This is a genomic window from Micromonospora sp. NPDC048835 (genome assembly GCF_040649995.1).
GTDB lineage: Bacteria > Actinomycetota > Actinomycetes > Mycobacteriales > Micromonosporaceae > Micromonospora.
In genome coordinates, this window is the sequence record NZ_JBEZGM010000006.1 from 180978 (window position 1) to 197147 (window position 16170).

Annotated in this window: 12 protein-coding genes; all 12 read right to left on the reverse strand. The window is 75.8% G+C overall.

Features of this window, described 5'->3' with window-relative positions:
- The 12 genes from cobA to cobN all read right to left on the reverse strand — a co-directional run bounded on the left by cobA (position 1) and on the right by cobN (position 16118).
- The gene (gene cobA, locus AB0C15_RS10135) at positions 1 to 1701 is read right to left on the reverse strand and encodes a uroporphyrinogen-III C-methyltransferase (protein WP_357350667.1); all 1701 of its coding nucleotides are present in this window, start codon (positions 1699 to 1701) and stop codon (positions 1 to 3) included.
- Complete coding sequence (locus AB0C15_RS10140) at positions 1698 to 2294, reverse strand: precorrin-8X methylmutase (protein ID WP_357350669.1); 597 nt, start codon at positions 2292 to 2294, stop codon at positions 1698 to 1700. Before AB0C15_RS10140 ends, cobA begins: the two co-directional genes overlap by 4 nt.
- Positions 2291 to 2488 (reverse strand): 4Fe-4S binding protein, encoded by a 198-nt coding sequence (locus AB0C15_RS10145; RefSeq protein WP_357350671.1) that lies wholly within the window; start codon positions 2486 to 2488, stop codon positions 2291 to 2293. The genes AB0C15_RS10140 and AB0C15_RS10145 overlap by 4 nt, the downstream gene beginning before the upstream one ends.
- Positions 2476 to 4203, reverse strand: a complete 1728-nt coding sequence (cobJ, locus tag AB0C15_RS10150; RefSeq protein ID WP_357350673.1) for a precorrin-3B C(17)-methyltransferase — start codon at positions 4201 to 4203, stop codon at positions 2476 to 2478. Before cobJ ends, AB0C15_RS10145 begins: the two co-directional genes overlap by 13 nt.
- Complete coding sequence (cbiE, locus tag AB0C15_RS10155; RefSeq protein ID WP_357350675.1) at positions 4200 to 5492, reverse strand: precorrin-6y C5,15-methyltransferase (decarboxylating) subunit CbiE; 1293 nt, start codon at positions 5490 to 5492, stop codon at positions 4200 to 4202. Before cbiE ends, cobJ begins: the two co-directional genes overlap by 4 nt.
- Complete coding sequence (locus AB0C15_RS10160; protein WP_357350677.1) at positions 5489 to 6640, reverse strand: cobalt-precorrin-5B (C(1))-methyltransferase; 1152 nt, start codon at positions 6638 to 6640, stop codon at positions 5489 to 5491. Before AB0C15_RS10160 ends, cbiE begins: the two co-directional genes overlap by 4 nt.
- Positions 6637 to 7482, reverse strand: a complete 846-nt coding sequence (cobM, locus tag AB0C15_RS10165; protein WP_357350679.1) for a precorrin-4 C(11)-methyltransferase — start codon at positions 7480 to 7482, stop codon at positions 6637 to 6639. The genes AB0C15_RS10160 and cobM overlap by 4 nt, the downstream gene beginning before the upstream one ends.
- The gene (gene cobI / locus AB0C15_RS10170; RefSeq protein WP_357350681.1) at positions 7479 to 8258 is read right to left on the reverse strand and encodes a precorrin-2 C(20)-methyltransferase; all 780 of its coding nucleotides are present in this window, start codon (positions 8256 to 8258) and stop codon (positions 7479 to 7481) included. Before cobI ends, cobM begins: the two co-directional genes overlap by 4 nt.
- Positions 8255 to 9610 (reverse strand): cobyrinate a,c-diamide synthase, encoded by a 1356-nt coding sequence (locus tag AB0C15_RS10175; protein ID WP_357350683.1) that lies wholly within the window; start codon positions 9608 to 9610, stop codon positions 8255 to 8257. Before AB0C15_RS10175 ends, cobI begins: the two co-directional genes overlap by 4 nt.
- Complete coding sequence (cobO, locus tag AB0C15_RS10180; protein WP_357350685.1) at positions 9604 to 10215, reverse strand: cob(I)yrinic acid a,c-diamide adenosyltransferase; 612 nt, start codon at positions 10213 to 10215, stop codon at positions 9604 to 9606. The genes AB0C15_RS10175 and cobO overlap by 7 nt, the downstream gene beginning before the upstream one ends.
- Before the next feature lie 90 nt (positions 10216 to 10305).
- Positions 10306 to 12453, reverse strand: coding sequence for a putative cobaltochelatase (locus tag AB0C15_RS10185; protein WP_357350687.1), 2148 nt, complete (start codon positions 12451 to 12453; stop codon positions 10306 to 10308).
- A complete protein-coding gene (gene cobN, locus AB0C15_RS10190) occupies positions 12450 to 16118 on the reverse strand; it encodes a cobaltochelatase subunit CobN (RefSeq protein WP_357350689.1) in 3669 nt (1222 codons plus the stop codon). Before cobN ends, AB0C15_RS10185 begins: the two co-directional genes overlap by 4 nt.
- Positions 16119 to 16170 lie beyond the last annotated feature (52 nt).

Genomic DNA, 16170 nt, shown 5'->3' on the forward strand with positions numbered 1-16170 from the left:
TCACCCCGTCGGCCCGGTGGTGGTGAGGGCGACCACCGGGCCGAGGACGAAGACGGCGGGCGGGCCGACGCCCTCCCGGGCTGCCACGGCACCGATCTCGTCCAGCCGGGCGGGCACCGCTCGCTGGTCGGGCAGCCCGGCGTCCTGCACGGCGAGCACCTGACTCTCCGGGGCCCGGCCGTGCTCGATCAACACGGTCGCGATCTTGGCGATGGTGTCGACGGCCATCAGCAGCACGACGGTGCCCCGGGCCCGCGCCAGCGCCGCCCAGTCCACGAGCGAGTCCGGGTGCCCGGGCGGCAGGTGCCCGGACACGACGGTGACGTCGTGCGCCACCCCCCGGTGGGTGACCGGCACGCCGGCGAGTGCCGGTGCGGCGAGCGCACTGCTCACCCCGGGCACCACCGTCACCGGCACCCCCGCCGCCACACACGCCTGCACCTCCTCGTGGCCGCGCCCGAAGACGTACGGGTCGCCGCCCTTGAGCCGGACCACCCGGCGACCGGCCTTCGCGTGCGACACCAGAGCCGCGTTGATCGCCTCCTGGGCCATCGACGGGCCACGGGGCACCTTCGCGGCGTCGACCACCAGCACCTCCGGGCGCAGCCCGGCGAGCAGCCCCTGCGGGGCGAGCCGGTCGACGACCACCACGTCCGCCGCGTCGAGGAGCGCCTTCGCGCGTACCGTGATCAGGTCGTCGGGCCCCGGCCCTCCACCGACGACCGCGACCGAGCCGTGGTCGTGGTGTGCGTGCCCGTGGTCGTGATGGTGGTCGTGCCCGTGGTGGTGGCCGACCGGGTCGTCGGGGTGGTCGTGCGGGCGTTGCGGGCGACCCACCTTGTCGGCGAAGCCGGGCATCAGCACCCGGTACGCGCAGGTGTCGCAGTTCATCCGGATGTCGCCGCCGAGCGCCTCGGCGTACCGCTCGCGCACGAGGTCGGCGAGGGCGTCGCAGTCCCCGATCACCTCGGCGACGCGGACGTCCAGGTCGGGGTGGGCGGCGGCGAACTCCGCCGACTGGGCGACGATCCGGTCCGGCAGCACGCCGGCGAACAGGAAGTACGGCGCGACGACGATCCGCCGGGCGCCGAGGCGGCGCAGCCGCTCCAGCACGGCCGGCACCGACGGTTGCGCCAGGGAGATGAACCCGGGCTCCACGCCGGCGTAGCCGCGCCCCTCCCAGAGCAGTCGGGCGACCTTGGCGACCTCGGCGTTGGCGTCCGGGTCGGTGGACCCCCGCCCGATCAACGCCACCCACGTGCCGGCCCGGTCGGCACCCGCCGACTCCGTGCCGCCGTGGTCGGCACCCGCCGACTCCGTGCCGGCCCGGTCGGCACCGGCCAGGGCGGCGTCGATGCGCTCCTCGAGGGCGGTGTGCAGCAGCGGGTGCGGGCCGAGCGGGCGGCCGTAGCGGTAGATCAGCCCGGGGTGGCGCTGCTGCTCCCGAGCCATCGCCGCGGGGATGTCGCCCTTGCCGTGGCCGGCGCCGGTGAGCACCAGCGGCAGCGCCACGAGCGCCCGGTGCCCACGCCCGACGAGCGCGCCGACGGCGTCGGTGAGCGGTGGACGGGACAGCTCGATGAAGCCGCCCTCGACGTCGCCGGTGTCACCGCGACGGCGGACCCGCTCGACGAGAGCGGCGAACTGGTCGACCCCGGCCGCGCTGCGCGTGCCGTGCCCGACGATGACCAACCCGGTCATGACTTCTCCTCGACGTAGAGCAGGGCGTTGAGGGCGGCGGCGGCGACGGCCGAGCCACCCTTCTCCCCCACGTTTGACACGGCGGGCAGGCCGCTGGCCCGCAGCGCCGCCTTCGACTCGGCGGCACCCACGAAGCCGACCGGCAGGCCGACGACGAGCGCCGGTGCGGCGTCCACCGTGAGCAGTTCGACGAGCGCGGTGGGCGCGCAGCCGACCACCCAGACCGCACCGGGACCGACCCGGGTCAGGGCGATCCGCACGGCCGCCGCCGAACGGGTGATGCCGGCCGAGCGGCCCAGTTCGGCCGCGGCGGGTTCGGCGACCGGGCAGACCAGTTCCAGGCCGGCCCGGGTGATACCGGCGGCGACCATCGCCACATCGGTGACCACCGGCGCCCCGGCGCGCAGCGCGGCCAGCCCCGACTCCAGGGCGGTCTCGTCGCAGACCAGCTCGTCGACGTACGCGAGGTCGGCGCTGGCGTGCACGACCCGCTCGGTCACCGCTCGGCTCAGCGGCGGCAGGTGCGACAGGTCGACGCGCTCGCGCAGGATGCGGTACGACTCGACCTCGATGGGGTGCACCACCCGGCTCATCGGGCTCCTTCACAGGGGGCGGGCTCGACGACGCGGATCGCGTCGACCGGGCAGATCTCCAGGCACTCCAGGCAGCCGGTGCAGCGGTCGGCGCGGACCGTGAGGCCACCGGCGACCGGTCGGATCGCGTGGGTGGGGCAGGTGAGCAGGCAGGCGCCGCAGCCCTGGCAGGCGTCGATCGTCACGAACGCCACCGGTACCCCCGGGGTGTGACCATCCGGCCGCCGACCAGCCGGGTGTCGCTGTTGCCGACCACCACGACGCTGTACATGTCGACGATGGCCGGGTCGAGCGTGGCCAGGGTGGCGAGGTGGACCCGCTCGCCGGGGCGGCTGGCGTTGCGCACCACGCCCACCGGGGTGTCCGGTGGGCGGTGCCCGGCGAGGATGCCGAGCGCCTTGCCGAGCTGCCAGTCGCGGGCCCGGCTGCGCGGGTTGTAGAACAGCGCCACGAAGTCACCCTCGGCGGCGGCGGTCACCCGCCGCTCGATGACCTCCCACGGGGTGTGCAGGTCGGACAGGCTCACGTAGGCGTGGTCGTGGCCGAGCGGAGCGCCGAGCAGCGCCCCGGCCGCGAGGGCGGCGGTGACGCCTGGCACGCCCACCACGTCGATCCGCTCGTCGGCGTACTCCAGGGCGGGGCTGGCCATCGCGTACACCCCGGCGTCGCCGGAGCCGATCAGGGCGACCGCCCGGCCGGCGGTGGCCTCGGCGACGGCGGCGCGCGCCCGCGCCTCCTCCGCGCCCAGCCCGCTGGAGAGCACCCGGGTCCCCGGGCGGAGCACGTCGCGGACCTGGTCCAGGTACTGGTCGAGGCCGACCACCACGGCGGCGCGACGCAGCTCGGCCACCGCACGTGGGGTGCGCAGGTCGGCGGCGCCCGGCCCGAGGCCGACGACGGCGAGCCGACCGCGTGGCGCGTGCCGGGCCACCGCCACGGTGGCCATCGCCGTCGCGGTCTTGCCGACCAGCAGCGTCGCGTCGCCGGTCCGGCCGTCCGGGCCGAGCAGCGCCGCGGCCTCCGCCACGCTCGGCGTGCCGACCGCGGCGCGGACCACCTCGCTGGGGTGCGGCACGTCGACCGCCGCGAGCCGCGTCGCCGGCCAGGTCACCAGGGGTACGCGGAGCGCGTCGGCGGTGCTGCGGATGCCCTCCTCGTCGGCCTTGATGTCGGCGCTGGCCAGGCAGCGCAGGCTCGCCGGGTCGAGGCCGGCCTCGGCCAGCACCCGGTGCAGCAGCTCCGACACCTCGGCGGCGGGTACGCCCCGACTCCCGCCCACCCCGGCGACGAGCGACGGCGGCCGCAGCACGGCGGTCCGCTCGTCGAGTGGCACGACCCGGTCGGTGACGAGCAGTTGGTACCCGTCGTCGGTGGTGGCCTCGTCGGCGGCGCGGACGTTCGGGGGCAGGGCGGGCAGCGGCCAGCCGGCGTCGGCGACGAGCTGGACCGGCTCGCCGTCCAGAATGGCCCGGGACACCGCGGCGACCGCGCCCTGGACGGGCCAGCCGAGGGTGTCCAGGCCCGGCAGGTCGACCGCGTCGGTGGCGGTGGTGATCACCGGCCGGGCGTCCAGCAGGGCGGCGACCTGCTCGGCGAGGGCGTTGGCCCCGCCGGCGTGTCCACCCAGGAGTGCCACGGCGTGCCGGGCTGCCTCGTCGACGACCACCACGGCCGGGTCGGTGCGTTTGTCGTCGAGCAGCGGCGCGACGATCCGCACCACCGCCCCGGTGGCCAGGAACGCGATCACCGCGTCACACCCGGCCCAGGCGACCCGCAGCGCGTCGGCGACGGTCTCCCCCTCGACCAGCCGGGCGTGCGGCCACGCGGCGGCCAGGGTGTCGGCGTGCCGGCGGCCGGCGGCGGTGGCCGCCACCAGGCCGATCCGGGCGGGCGGGTTCTGGTGTGTCACGGGCGCTCCCCGGTGAGGACGACCACCGGGTTGGTGGCCGCGAGGCGGATCGACCCACCGGGCAGGTCGGCGAGGCGGGCGGCGGAGAGTTGGCTGCCCTCGACCGTGTATCCGGCGGCACGCAGGAGGGCCACGGCAGGTGCGACCCGGTCCAGGGCGGCCAGGGTGAGCACCACCCGTCCGGGTTGGCGGGCCACCACGGCGGCGAGGACGTCGACACCGCCACCGCCGACGAAGACCGCGTCGGGGTCGGGGAGGTCGGTCAGCGCGTGTGGTGCCCGCCCGACGACGAGCCGGACGGTGACCGCGTGCGCGGTGGCGTTGGCCCGGATGGTCGCGGCGGCCCCGGGGTCCTGTTCGACGGCGAGCACGGCCGCGCCGAGCAGCGCGCACTCGATGCCCACCGACCCGCTGCCCGCCCCGACGTCCCAGACCAGACGACCCAGGCGGGGGCGCAGCCGGGCGACGACGAGGGCGCGCACCTCCGACTTCGTGATCATGGAGTCGCGGTGGGCGTACCGGGTCTCCGGCAGAGCCCACCCGCCGGCCGGCGCGGCGGCGGGCTGGTTGTCGACGCGCATCCCACCGGCCGTGCCCCGATCAGGCGAGGCGGGCGCGGCGTCGGCGGGCGCGTAGGCGAGGCTGAGCAGGACGTGCGGGTCGGCCCAGGTCCCGGCGGCGGCCTGCTCGGGCGTCACCGCGCGGACCCGTTCGGCGGCGGTGCCCAGGTGCTCGGCGACCAGCAGGCGGCGGGACCAGCCGACCAGGGCGGCACCCAGCTCGGCCGCGCCGGCACCGGGCGCGGTGAGCACGGCGACGAGCGGCAGCGCCCGACAGGCGTTCACCGCGGCTCGGGGGTCGCGCCCGTGCGCGCTGACCACCGCCGCGCCGTCCCAGGGCAGCCCGGCGCGGGCGAACGCGGCGGCCACACTCGACACCGCCGGCACCACCCGCACCGGCAGGCCGGCCGCGCGCAGCCGCCGGACGATGCCGAACAGGCCGGGGTCGCCGCTGGCCAGCACCACGGTCGGCACTCCGGCGTCGACAGCCTCGGCGAGGCGGCGCAGGGCGGGGGCGAGCGGCCCGAGGGTGATGGTGTCCGCGCCGGCCGGTACGGGCACCGCGGCCAGGTGCCGGGCGGCCCCGACCACCAGCCCGGCGGCGGCGAGCACCGGGGCGAGCGCGGGGTGCGGCGGCGCGCCGGCCGCGTCCAGGCCCACCACGGTCACGCCGACCGGGGTCACCGGCTCGGCCCGGGTCGCCGGGGGCACCGGCTCGGCCCGGGTCACCGGGACCACCGGCCGGACGAGGCGACCACGTGTGCGCCGGCGAAGTCGACCATCGCCACGTCCACGGTGACCGTGGGCCCGGCGAAGCGCCGCAGCACCGACTGGACCCGCTCGCAGAGCAGGTCGCCGGCCGGGGCGAGCAGGCCGGCGGCCTCCCACAGCTCGTACGCGTGCCGGCCGGTGTTCGCCTCGGTCACGGCGGCGACGAGCGACGGGTCTCCGCCGGCCCCGGCGGTCACCTCCCCGAGCAGGGAGAGGTCCACCTTGGAGCGGGTGTAGTGCGTCATCAGGATGCCGGCGGCGAGTTTGGCGAGCTTGCCGGCCATGCCGACGAAGACGACACCTGTCATCCCGTCACCCACGGCGGCGGTAACGGCCGCCCCGGTGAAGTCGCCGACCTCGACGAAGCAGACCTCGGGCAGGTCGGGCAGGAGCGCGCGGGCGGCCCGCTCGGTACGCCCGCCGGTGCAGAGCACCACGGTCCGCTCGCCCTGGGCGGCCATCACGTGCACCGCCTGCACGACGCTTGCCCGCCACGACGCGGTGGAGAAGGGCCGGACGATCCCGGTGGTGCCGAGGATCGAGATGCCGCCGAGGATGCCGAGCCGACGGTTGGTGGTCTTGCGGGCCATGATCTCGCCCCGGGGCACACTGATCACCACCCGGACACCGACCTCGCTGAGGTCGACCACCTCGGCCACCGCCTCGCCGATCATCCGGCGGGGGGTGTCGTTGATGGCCGGGCCGCCGACCGCGAGCCCGAGCCCGGGTTTGGTGACCGTGCCGACGCCCGCACCGCCGGCGAGCCGCAGGCCCGGGGCGTCGGTCCAGTTCACGGTGGCGGTCAGCTCCGCGCCGTGGGTGACGTCCGGGTCGTCCCCGGCGTCCTTGACCACCACCGCCTCGGCGCGGGCCGGTGGGCTGCCGGCCACCTCGCAGCGTTCGACCGGGAACCGCACCCGCTGCCCGGCGGGCAGGCCGATCTCCACCTCCTGCTGGGAGACCCCGGTGACCAGGGCGGTGACCGCGGCCTTGGCCGCCGCCGTCGCGCACGCGCCGGTGGTCCAGCCGGTCCGCAACGCGGTGGGCCGGACCTTCGCGGTACGCGGCAGGTCCGGCTCGCGCAGCGGCGGCTCGGCGTACGTCATGGTGTGTGCCCCGGTGTGGCGGTCCCCCCGGTGCGGGTGCTGGCCTGGCGGCGCAGCTCGGCGCGGGCGGCCGGCTCGGCCCGGCGGAAGGTGTGGAAGTGCCCGGGGTGGTAGAGGTGCGAGCGGGTGCCCTCGGCGGCCAGGGCCGGGCCGACCAGGAAGAGGGTGTGCTTCCACAGCTTGTGCTGCTTGACCGTCGCCTCCAGCGTGCCGACGGTGCAGCGCACCACCAGCTCGTCGGGCCAGGTCGCCTGGTAGGCCACCACGGCCGGGGTGTCCTCGGTGTAGCCGCCGGCCAGCAGCTCGGCCTGCACCTGCCCGGAGCGGGCGGCGGAGAGGAACAGCGCCATGGTGGTGCCGTGCCGGGCGAAGTCGCGGACCCGCTCGCCGGGCGGCATCGGGGTCTTGCCGCCTTCGAGGCGGGTGAGGATCACCGACTGGGCCACCTCGGGCACGGTCAGCTCCCGCCCGATGATCGCCGCGACGGCGGTGAACGACGACACCCCGGGCACGATCTCGACGGCCAGGCCGAGCGCCCGGCACAGGTCCAGCTGCTCCTGCACGGCGCCCCACAGCGCCGGGTCCCCGGAGTGGATCCGGGCCACGGTCAGGCCCTGCTCGGCGGCGCGCTGGTAGAGCGGCAGCACACCCTCGATGGGCAACTGCGACGAGTCGATGATCTCCGCGTCGGGACGGGCGTGGTCGAGCACGTCGGCGTGCACCAGGCTGGCCGCCCAGATCACGATGTCCGCCTCGGCGATGACCCGGGCGGCCCGCAGGGTCAGCAGGTCCGCCGCCCCCGGGCCGGCGCCGACGAACCACACCGTGCCGTCGCTTGTCACAGTTTTCCTCCTCGGTGCGCGCGGCGGGCCGGGACCAGCAGCGTCGACAGGTACGGCAGGTCGTCAGTGGTGTCGTCGACCGGCCCGACGCGTTCGCCGGGCAGCCCGAGGCCGCGTCCGAGGACCGCGTCGGTGAGCCGGCCCTGCCGGCGCAGCTCGGCGAGCAGCTCCGGGTGCCGCCGCCAGCCCTTGTAGACGACCACGGTGCCCGGCCCGGCGAGCGCGTCGGCGAAGAGCGCCAGGCCAGCGGTGGCCGGCAGCAGGGTCAACGGCTCGCGTCCCTCACAGAGCGGGGTGCCGCTGCGGGCCGCCAGCTCCTGCATGGCGGTGATGCCGGGCACTGTGGTCACCCGTACCGCCGGGCGTAGCGCGCGAACGCTCTGCGCCAGGTAGCCGAAGGTGGAGTAGACGTTGGGGTCGCCGATCGTCGCGAACGCGAGCGACCGCGCGCCCGCCTCGATCGCCTCGACCACCACCCGGGCGGCGTCGTCCCAGGCCGCCGCCCGGCGCGCGGTCACCCCACCCCGGTCGTCGAGCGCGAACGGCAGCCGGCGCAGCCGGTCCACCGCGACGTGCTCGCGTACCGTCGCCTCGGCCCGCCCGGCGTCCGCACCCGGCGGCGTCCGACCGGCGGTCGCCGTGGGATCGTCCCGGTCCGCCATCACGGGTACGAAGACCACGTCGGCCTCGCGCAGGACACGCACCGCCTTGACGGTGAGCAGTTCCGGGTCGCCCGGGCCGACGCCGACCCCGGTGAGCGTGGCGTCGGCGCTCACCGGCACGCCTCGACCAGCCGGCGGGCCGCGCCCGGGTGACCGGCCCAGTGGGTGTGCAGGTAGGACGCGTGCACCCGGCCGGCGACGAAGCCGTGCGCGGTGTCGTTCCAGCGCCACGCCGGCGCGTCGCCGTGCCCCGGGTCGGTGGTGGTGCGGTGGAACTCGTGGCCGCGTACCGGCTCGCCGGCACGGGCCACCGGGGAGTCGGTGACGGCCAGGGCCTCCCGGTAGCCGAGGGTGAGCCGGTCGGTCATCCGGGCGGTCAGGTCCAGTCGACCGCACATCGGCACGCCGTCCAGGGCCCGCCCGAGGTAGAGCAGCCCCGCGCACTCGGCCACCATCGGCCCGTCGAAGTCGGCCAGCTCGGCGCGGAGCGTGGTGTTGTCGGCGAGCGCCTGGGCGTACGCCTCGGGGAAGCCGCCGCCGATCACCACCGCGCGGGTGCCGGCGGGCAGTGCCGGGTCGCGCAGCGGGTCGACGGTGACGACGTCCGCGCCGGCAGCGGTGAGCAGTTCGGCGGTCTCCGCGTACGAGAAGGTGAAGGCCGGACCACCGGCGAGCGCGACCCGTGGTCGCTCGACGCCGGCCGGACCGCCGACGGCGGCGACCGGGTCCCACGCCGGGGCGGTCAGCGGCGGGGCGGTCCGGGCCAGGTCGAGCACCGCGTCGAGGTCCACGGTGGCCTCGACCAGTTCGGCCAGCGCGGTGACGATGGCGACGGATTCGGGTGCCCGCTCGGCGACCGGGACCAGCCCGAGGTGTCGGGCCGGCGCGGCGACCTCGGCGGCGCGGGTGACCGCCCCGAGCACCGGTACGCCCACCTCGGCGAGGGCGTCGCGCAGCAGCGTCTCGTGCCGGGGCGAGCCGACCCGGTTGAGGATCACCCCGCCGATGCCTACCGCCGGGTCGAACGCGGCCATGCCGAGGGTGAGCGCGGCGGCCGAGCGGCCCTGCGCGGTGGTGTCCAGCACCAGCAGCACCGGCGCCTCGATCAGCCGGGCGACGTGCGCGGTGGAGGCGAAGTCGCGGCGGCCCACCGCGCCGTCGTGCAGGCCCATGACGCCCTCGACCACCGCGATGTCGGCGGGCGTGGGGACGCTCGCCCCGTGCCGCAGCAGGGGGGCGATCCGGTCGGCACCGACCAGGAACGGGTCGAGGTTGCGCCCGGGTCGCCCGGCGGCGAGGGCGTGGTAGCCGGGGTCGATGTAGTCCGGGCCGACCTTGTGCGGGCTGACCGTCAGGCCCCGTCGGCGCAGCGCGGCGAGCAGCCCGGTGGCCACCGTCGTCTTGCCGTGGCCACTCGCCGGTGCGGCGACCACCACCCGGGGCAGCGCCAGGTGCGCGCTCACCACTCGATGCCCTTCTGGCCCTTCTGGCCGGCGTCCATCGGGTGCTTGACCTTGGTCAGCTCGGCCACCAGGTCGGCGGCGGCGACCAGGCGCGGGTCGGCGTCCCGACCGGTGATCACGACGTGTTGGAAGCCGGGGCGGTCGGCCAGCGTGGCGACCACCTCGTCGACGTCCACCCAGCCCCACTTCATCGGGTAGGTGAACTCGTCCAGCACGTACATCCCGTAGCGCTCGGCGGCCAGGTCACGCTGGATCTGCCGCCAGCCCTCCAGGGCGTCGGCGGCATGGTCGGCGTCGCCGCCGCGCTGGATCCAGGACCAGCCCTCGCCCATTTTGTGCCAGGCCACCGGCGCGCCCTGCCCGGTGCGCTCGTGCACCTCGCCGAGCGCCCGGAAGGCGTTCTCCTCGCCCACCCGCCACTTGGCGCTCTTGACGAACTGGAACACCCCGACCGGCAGACCGGCCGTCCAGGCCCGCAACGCCAGCCCGAAGGCCGCCGTCGACTTCCCCTTCATCTGTCCGGTGTGGACCATCAACAGCGGCCGGTGCCGCCGCTGCCGGGTCGTCAACCCGTCAGCGGGCACCGAACTCGGTCGTCCCTGCGGCATCAGCCCGTCCCCCGTCCCGCGCCCGCCGCTTCCGCGCCCGCCGCTTCCGCGATCTTGCAGTTTCTGTTGGTCATATGCGTGCTTCGTTCCTTATGCCGCGACAGGAACTGCAAGATCGCGGGGGTGAGAGTGAGGGTGGGGGTGGGTGAGGGATTCCAGGGGGGTTTTCGGGGCGTTGAGTTGGGTGGCCAGGCGGGCGGCCAGGTTGAGGCGGACCGGGCCGGTTTCGCAGTCGACGACGACGCACGCGGCGCCGGTGGCCGCCAGGACCGCCGCCGCTGCCGCCGCCCGGTCGAGCGGGCGGGTGCCCGCCGTCGCCCTTCCGTCGGTGACGACGAGGACCAGGGGGCGGCGCTTCGGGTCACGCAGGCGCTCCACCCGCAACAGGTCCGCGGCGGCGAGCAGCCCCTCGGCCAGCGGCGTGCGCCCACCGGTCGGCAACTCGGCCAGCCGGGTGGAGGCGGCCAACACCGACGACGTCGCCGGCAGCAGGGTCCGGGCGCCGGCGCCCCGGAACGCGACCACCGCGACCTTGTCCCGCCGCTGGTAGGCATCGGTGAGCAGGGCGAGCACCGCGTCCTTCACCGTGACCATCCGCTGCCGGGCACCCATCGAACCGCTCGCGTCCACCACGAAGAGCACCAGGTTGCCCTCGCGCCCCTCGCGAACCGCCTCGCGCAGGTCGTCGCGGCGCAGGAGCAGTGGACCGGTGAGCCGGCCCCGGGCCGCCTGGTGCGGCGCGGCGGCACGGATCGTGGCCGGCAGGTGCAGCGCACCGACCCGACCCGCCGGCACCCGGGCACCGGTGGTGCGGCCCCGCCCGGTGCGGGCCCGCGACCGCCGGCCCGGCACCCCGTCACCCAGGCCGGGCGCGGTGAGCACCCGCGCCTTCAACCCACCCCGGGGTACGGCCACCGGCTGGGACTCCCCGCCCCGGGCCGGGTCGGTACCGGCCGTCGACTCCGGGGCACCACCCCGACGGGCGTCCGGGCCGTCGGTGCGACCGTCCGGGCCGGCGCCGTCCCGCGCCGACGGCGCTCCGGTCGGCTCGGGCGCACCCTGGGCGGCGTCGTCACCGCCGGGGAAACCGCTGCCGCCAGCCGCGCCGTCCGGGCCGGCCGGGCCGCCTCCCTGCGGGCCACCGCCGTCGGGACCACTGTCGTTGGGGCCACCACCGTCGGGGCCACTGTCATCCGGGTCGTCGGGGTGGGCGTCCTGGGCGCGCTGCAACGCCTCGTCGAGGCGCTTCTCGTCAAGCCCCGGGGTGTCGAACGGGTCACGGCGGCGGCGGTGCGGCAGGGCCAGCCGGGCAGCCACCCGGACATCGTCGATCGTGACCCGGTCCCGACCGTGCCAGGCGGCGTGGGCGAGGGCGGTGCGGGCGGTGACGATGTCGGCGCGCATCCCGTCCACGTCGAACGCCGCGCACACCTCGGCGATCTGCCGCAACGCGGCGTCCGGTAGTCGTACCCCGGGGAGCCGGTGCCGGGCGGCGGCCACCTGGGCGGCGATCTGGGCGTCGGCGTCGGCCCAGCGGGCGGCGAAGCCGACCGGGTCGGCGTCGGCGGCCAGCCGGCGACGGACCACCTCGACCCGGATCTCCGGGTCCCGGCTGGCGTTCACCTCGACAGTGAGCCCGAACCGGTCGAGCAACTGCGGGCGCAGCTCCCCCTCCTCCGGGTTCATCGTGCCGACAAGCAGGAACCGGGCCGCGTGGCTGACCGAGACGCCCTCCCGCTCGACGTGGCTACGACCCATCGCCGCCGCGTCGAGCAGCAGGTCGACGAGGTGGTCGTGCAGCAGATTCACCTCGTCGACGTAGAGCACGCCCCGGTGCGCGGCGGCGAGCAGGCCCGGCTCGAAGGCGCGTACCCCCTCACCGATCGCCTTCTCCAGGTCCAGCGCACCGACCACCCGGTCCTCGGCGGCGCCGACCGGCAGCTCGACGAGGCGCGCCGGCCGGGTCTCGGCATCGGCGTCGGCCGGGTGCGGACCGTCCGGGCAGGCCGGGTCGGGCTCGTCCGGGTCGCAGCCGAACCGGCAGCCGGCGACCCGGCGCACCGGGGGCAGCAGCGCGGCGAGGGCCCGGACGGCGGTGGACTTGGCGGTCCCCTTCTCGCCGCGGACGAGGACCCCGCCGATCGCCGGGGAGACCGCGTTGAGCAGCAACGCCAACCGCATGTCATCCATGCCGAGGACCGCACTGAACGGATAGGTCGTCGTCGCGGTGGTGGTCATGCCCGGTCCTCCAGGTCGCCCTCGCTGGCCAGGTACGTGTCGCGGAGCCGGTCCAGGGTGGCCGGCTCGGGCTTGGCCCACAGGCCCCGGTCGGCGGCCTCCAACAGCCGCTCGGTGATGCCGCGCAGCGCCCACGGGTTGGACTGCTCCAGGAACTCCCGGGTGGTGTCGTCGAAGAGGTACGCGGCAGCCAGGTGCTCGTACATCCAGTCGTCGACCACACCGGCGGTGGCGTCGTAGCCGAACAGGTAGTCCACCGTCGCCGCCAGCTCGAACGCGCCCTTGTAGCCGTGCCGGCGCATCGCGGCGATCCACTTCGGGTTGACCACCCGGGCCCGGAACACCCGCCGGGTCTCCTCACCCAGGGTGCGGGTACGCACGTCGTGCGGCATCGCCGAGTCACCCACGTACGCCGCCGGTGACGTGCCGGTGAGGTGACGGACCATCGCCACCATCCCGCCGTGGTACTGGAAGTAGTCGTCGGAGTCGACGATGTCGTGCTCGCGGGTGTCCTGGTTCTTCACCGCCACCGCGATCCGGGCGAACGAACGCTCCATGTCGGCGCGTGCCTCCCGACCGTCCAGGCCCCGGCCGTAGGCGTAGCCGCCCCACACCGCGTACACCTCGGCCAGGTCGGCGTCGCTGCGCCAGGTACGGGCGTCGATCAGGGGCAGCAGACCGGCGCCGTACGCCCCGGGCTTGGAACCGAAGATCCGGGCGGTGGCCCGCCGCTCGTCGCCGTGCTCGGCGAGGTCGGCCCGCACGTGCGCCCGCAGGTAGTTCTCCTGGTCCGGCTCGTCCAGGGCGGCGACCCGCCGGACGGCGTCGTCGAGCAACGCCACGACGTGCGGGAACGCGTCACGGAAGAAGCCGGAGATACGCACCGTGACGTCGACGCGCGGCCGACCCAGCTCGGCGGTCGGCACCACCTCGACGCCGGTGACCCGCCGGGACCTGTCGTCCCAGACCGGCCGGCAGCCCAGCAGCGCGAGCACCTCGGCGATGTCGTCGCCCTGGGTGCGCATGGCGCTGGTGCCCCACACGGTCAACCCCACCGAGCGGGGGTACGCGCCGGTGTCGGCGAGGTGCCGGGCCAGCAGCGAGTCGGCGAGGGCCACCCCGACATCCCAGGCGTTGCGGCTGGGGATGGCCTTCGGGTCGACGGAGTAGAAGTTGCGGCCGGTGGGCAGCACGTTGACCAGGCCCCGGGTCGGTGAGCCGGACGGGCCGGGCGGCACGAACCTGCCGTCCAGCGCCCCGAGGGTATTGGTCAGCTCGTCGGTGGTCCGGTCCAGTCGGGGCACCAGCTCGGTGGCGGCGAAGCGCAGCACCGCGGCGACGTCCGGGATCGGCTGCCCGGTGACCTCCTCGACCACCGCGTCGACGCTGTCGGCGTCCCAGCCGAGCGTCTCCATGCCGAGGACCAGCCGACGCGCGAGGGACTCGATGAGGTCGATCGCGTCGGCGGCGGTGCCGGCCGGGCCGTCCGCCACGTCGGTAAGCGCCGAGGGCAGCGCCAGTCGTTGTCCGGGGGCCGCGAGCAGTTCCTGCTCGTCGAGGGAGTACGCGGCGGCGAGGGCCTGGCGCAGCCCGGGCAGGGCCTGGGCGCCGCCCCAGATCTGCGGGGCGCGCAGCACCGCGAGGACCAGGTTGACCCGCGGCTCACCGGTGGGCGCGTCGGCGAGGATGTGCAGCCCGTCGCGGATCTGCACGTCCTTGACCTCGCAGAGGTACCCGTCGAGGTGCAGCACGAAGTCGTCGAAGTCGTCCGCGTCGGGCATCGCCTCGGCGTGCAGGTCGTGGTGCAGCTCGGCGGCGCGCACCAGGTCCCAGATCTGCGCCCGTACGGTGGGCACCTTGGCCGGGTCGAGGGCCTGCACGGTCGCGTACTCGTCGAGCAGTTGCTCCAGTTTGGCCAGGTCGCCGTAGGTTTCGGCGCGGGCCATCGGCGGCACCAGGTGGTCGACGACCACGGCGTGCGCCCGCCGCTTGGCCTGGGTGCCCTCGCCGGGGTCGTTGACGATGAACGGGTACACCAGCGGCAGGTCGCCGAGGACCGCGTCGGGCGCGCAGTCGGCGGCCAGGCCGAGGCCCTTGCCGGGCAGCCACTCCAGGGTGCCGTGTTTGCCCAGGTGCACCACCGCGTCCGCGCCGAAGCCGCCGTCCGCGACCGGCGCGGTCAGCCAGCGGTACGCGGCCAGGTAGTGGTGACTCGGCGGCAGGTCCGGGTCGTGGTAGATGGCGATCGGGTTCTCCCCGAAGCCGCGCGGCGGCTGGATCAGCAGCACCACGTTGCCGAAGCGCAGTCCGGCGAGCACGATGTCGCCGCCCTCGGTGTACAGCTCGCCCGGCGGCTCACCCCAGTGCTCCCGCATCCGCTCGCGCAGCTCGGCCGGCACCTGGTCGAACCACCGCTGGTACGTCGGCCCCGGTATCCGGGCCTCGGCGGCGGCCAACTGCTCCGGGGTGAGCCACTCCACGTCGTGACCACCGGCGGCGATCAACGCGTGGATCAGCGCGTCGCCGTCGGCGGGCGGCGGCGCGTCACCCAGGTCGTAGCCGGCCTCGGCCAACGCGGCGAACAGCCGGACCGCCGACGCCGGGGTGTCCAACCCGACGGCGTTGCCGACCCGGGAGTGCTTGGTGGGGTACGAGCTGAGCACCAGGGCGACCCGCTTGTCGGCGTGCGGCACGTACCGCAGCCGGGCGTGGCGCACCGCGATCCCGGCGACCCGGGCGGCCCGCTCGGAGTCGGCCGCGTAGACCGAGAGGCCGTCGGCGTCGATCTGCTTGAACGAGAACGGCACGGTGACGATCCGGCCGTCGAACTCGGGGATGGCCACCTGCATGGCGGCGTCCAACGGGGAGAGTCCGGCGTCGCTGTCGGCCCACTGCGCGCGGGTGCTGGTGAGGCAGAGCGCCTGGATGACCGGCACGTCCAGGGCGGCCAGGGCGCCGACGTCCCAGGCGTCCTCATCGCCGCCGCCGGAGGCGTCGGCGGCGACCGCGCCGCCGGCGGCGAGCACGGTGACCAGCAGCGCGTCGCAGCGGGCGAAGAGCCCGAGCGGGCCGGCGCCCGCGGTCAGCCCGCGCAGTGAGCCGCAGAAGATCGGCAGCGGGTTGCCGCCGGCCTGGCGGACCGCGTCCGCGAGCACGTCGACGAAACCGGTGTTGCCGGCGAGCGCGTGCGCCCGGTAGAAGACGATTCCCACGGTGGGCCGGTCCGGGTCGGCGGGGTGGTCACCGTGCACGCCGTACGCCGGGGTGGGCGCGGGCGGGGCGAACCCCTCGCCGGTGAGCAGCACCGTGTCGGAGAGGAACCGGGCCAGCTGCCCGAGGTTGTCCGGACCACCCTCGACCAGGTACGCGAGCGCCTGGGTGACGACCCCGGACGGCACCGTGGAGATGGCCATCAGCTCCGCGTCGGGTAGTGCCTCGCCGCCGAGCACGACCGTCGGTACGCCGGTGGCGAGCACCGCGGCGAGGCCGTCCGGCCACGCCTGCCGACCGCCGAGCAGGCGTACGACGACGAGGGCGACCCCGTCGAGCAGGGCGGGGACCTCGTCGGTGGTGACCCGGGCGGGGTTGGCCAACCGGTAGTCGGCGCCGCTGGCACGGGCGGCGAGCAGGTCGGTGTCGGCGGTGGAGAGCAACAGGATGCGCACGGCAGGCTCCGGGGAGTGACGTCGACGCGTTCGCGGGAGCGAACCGGCGACG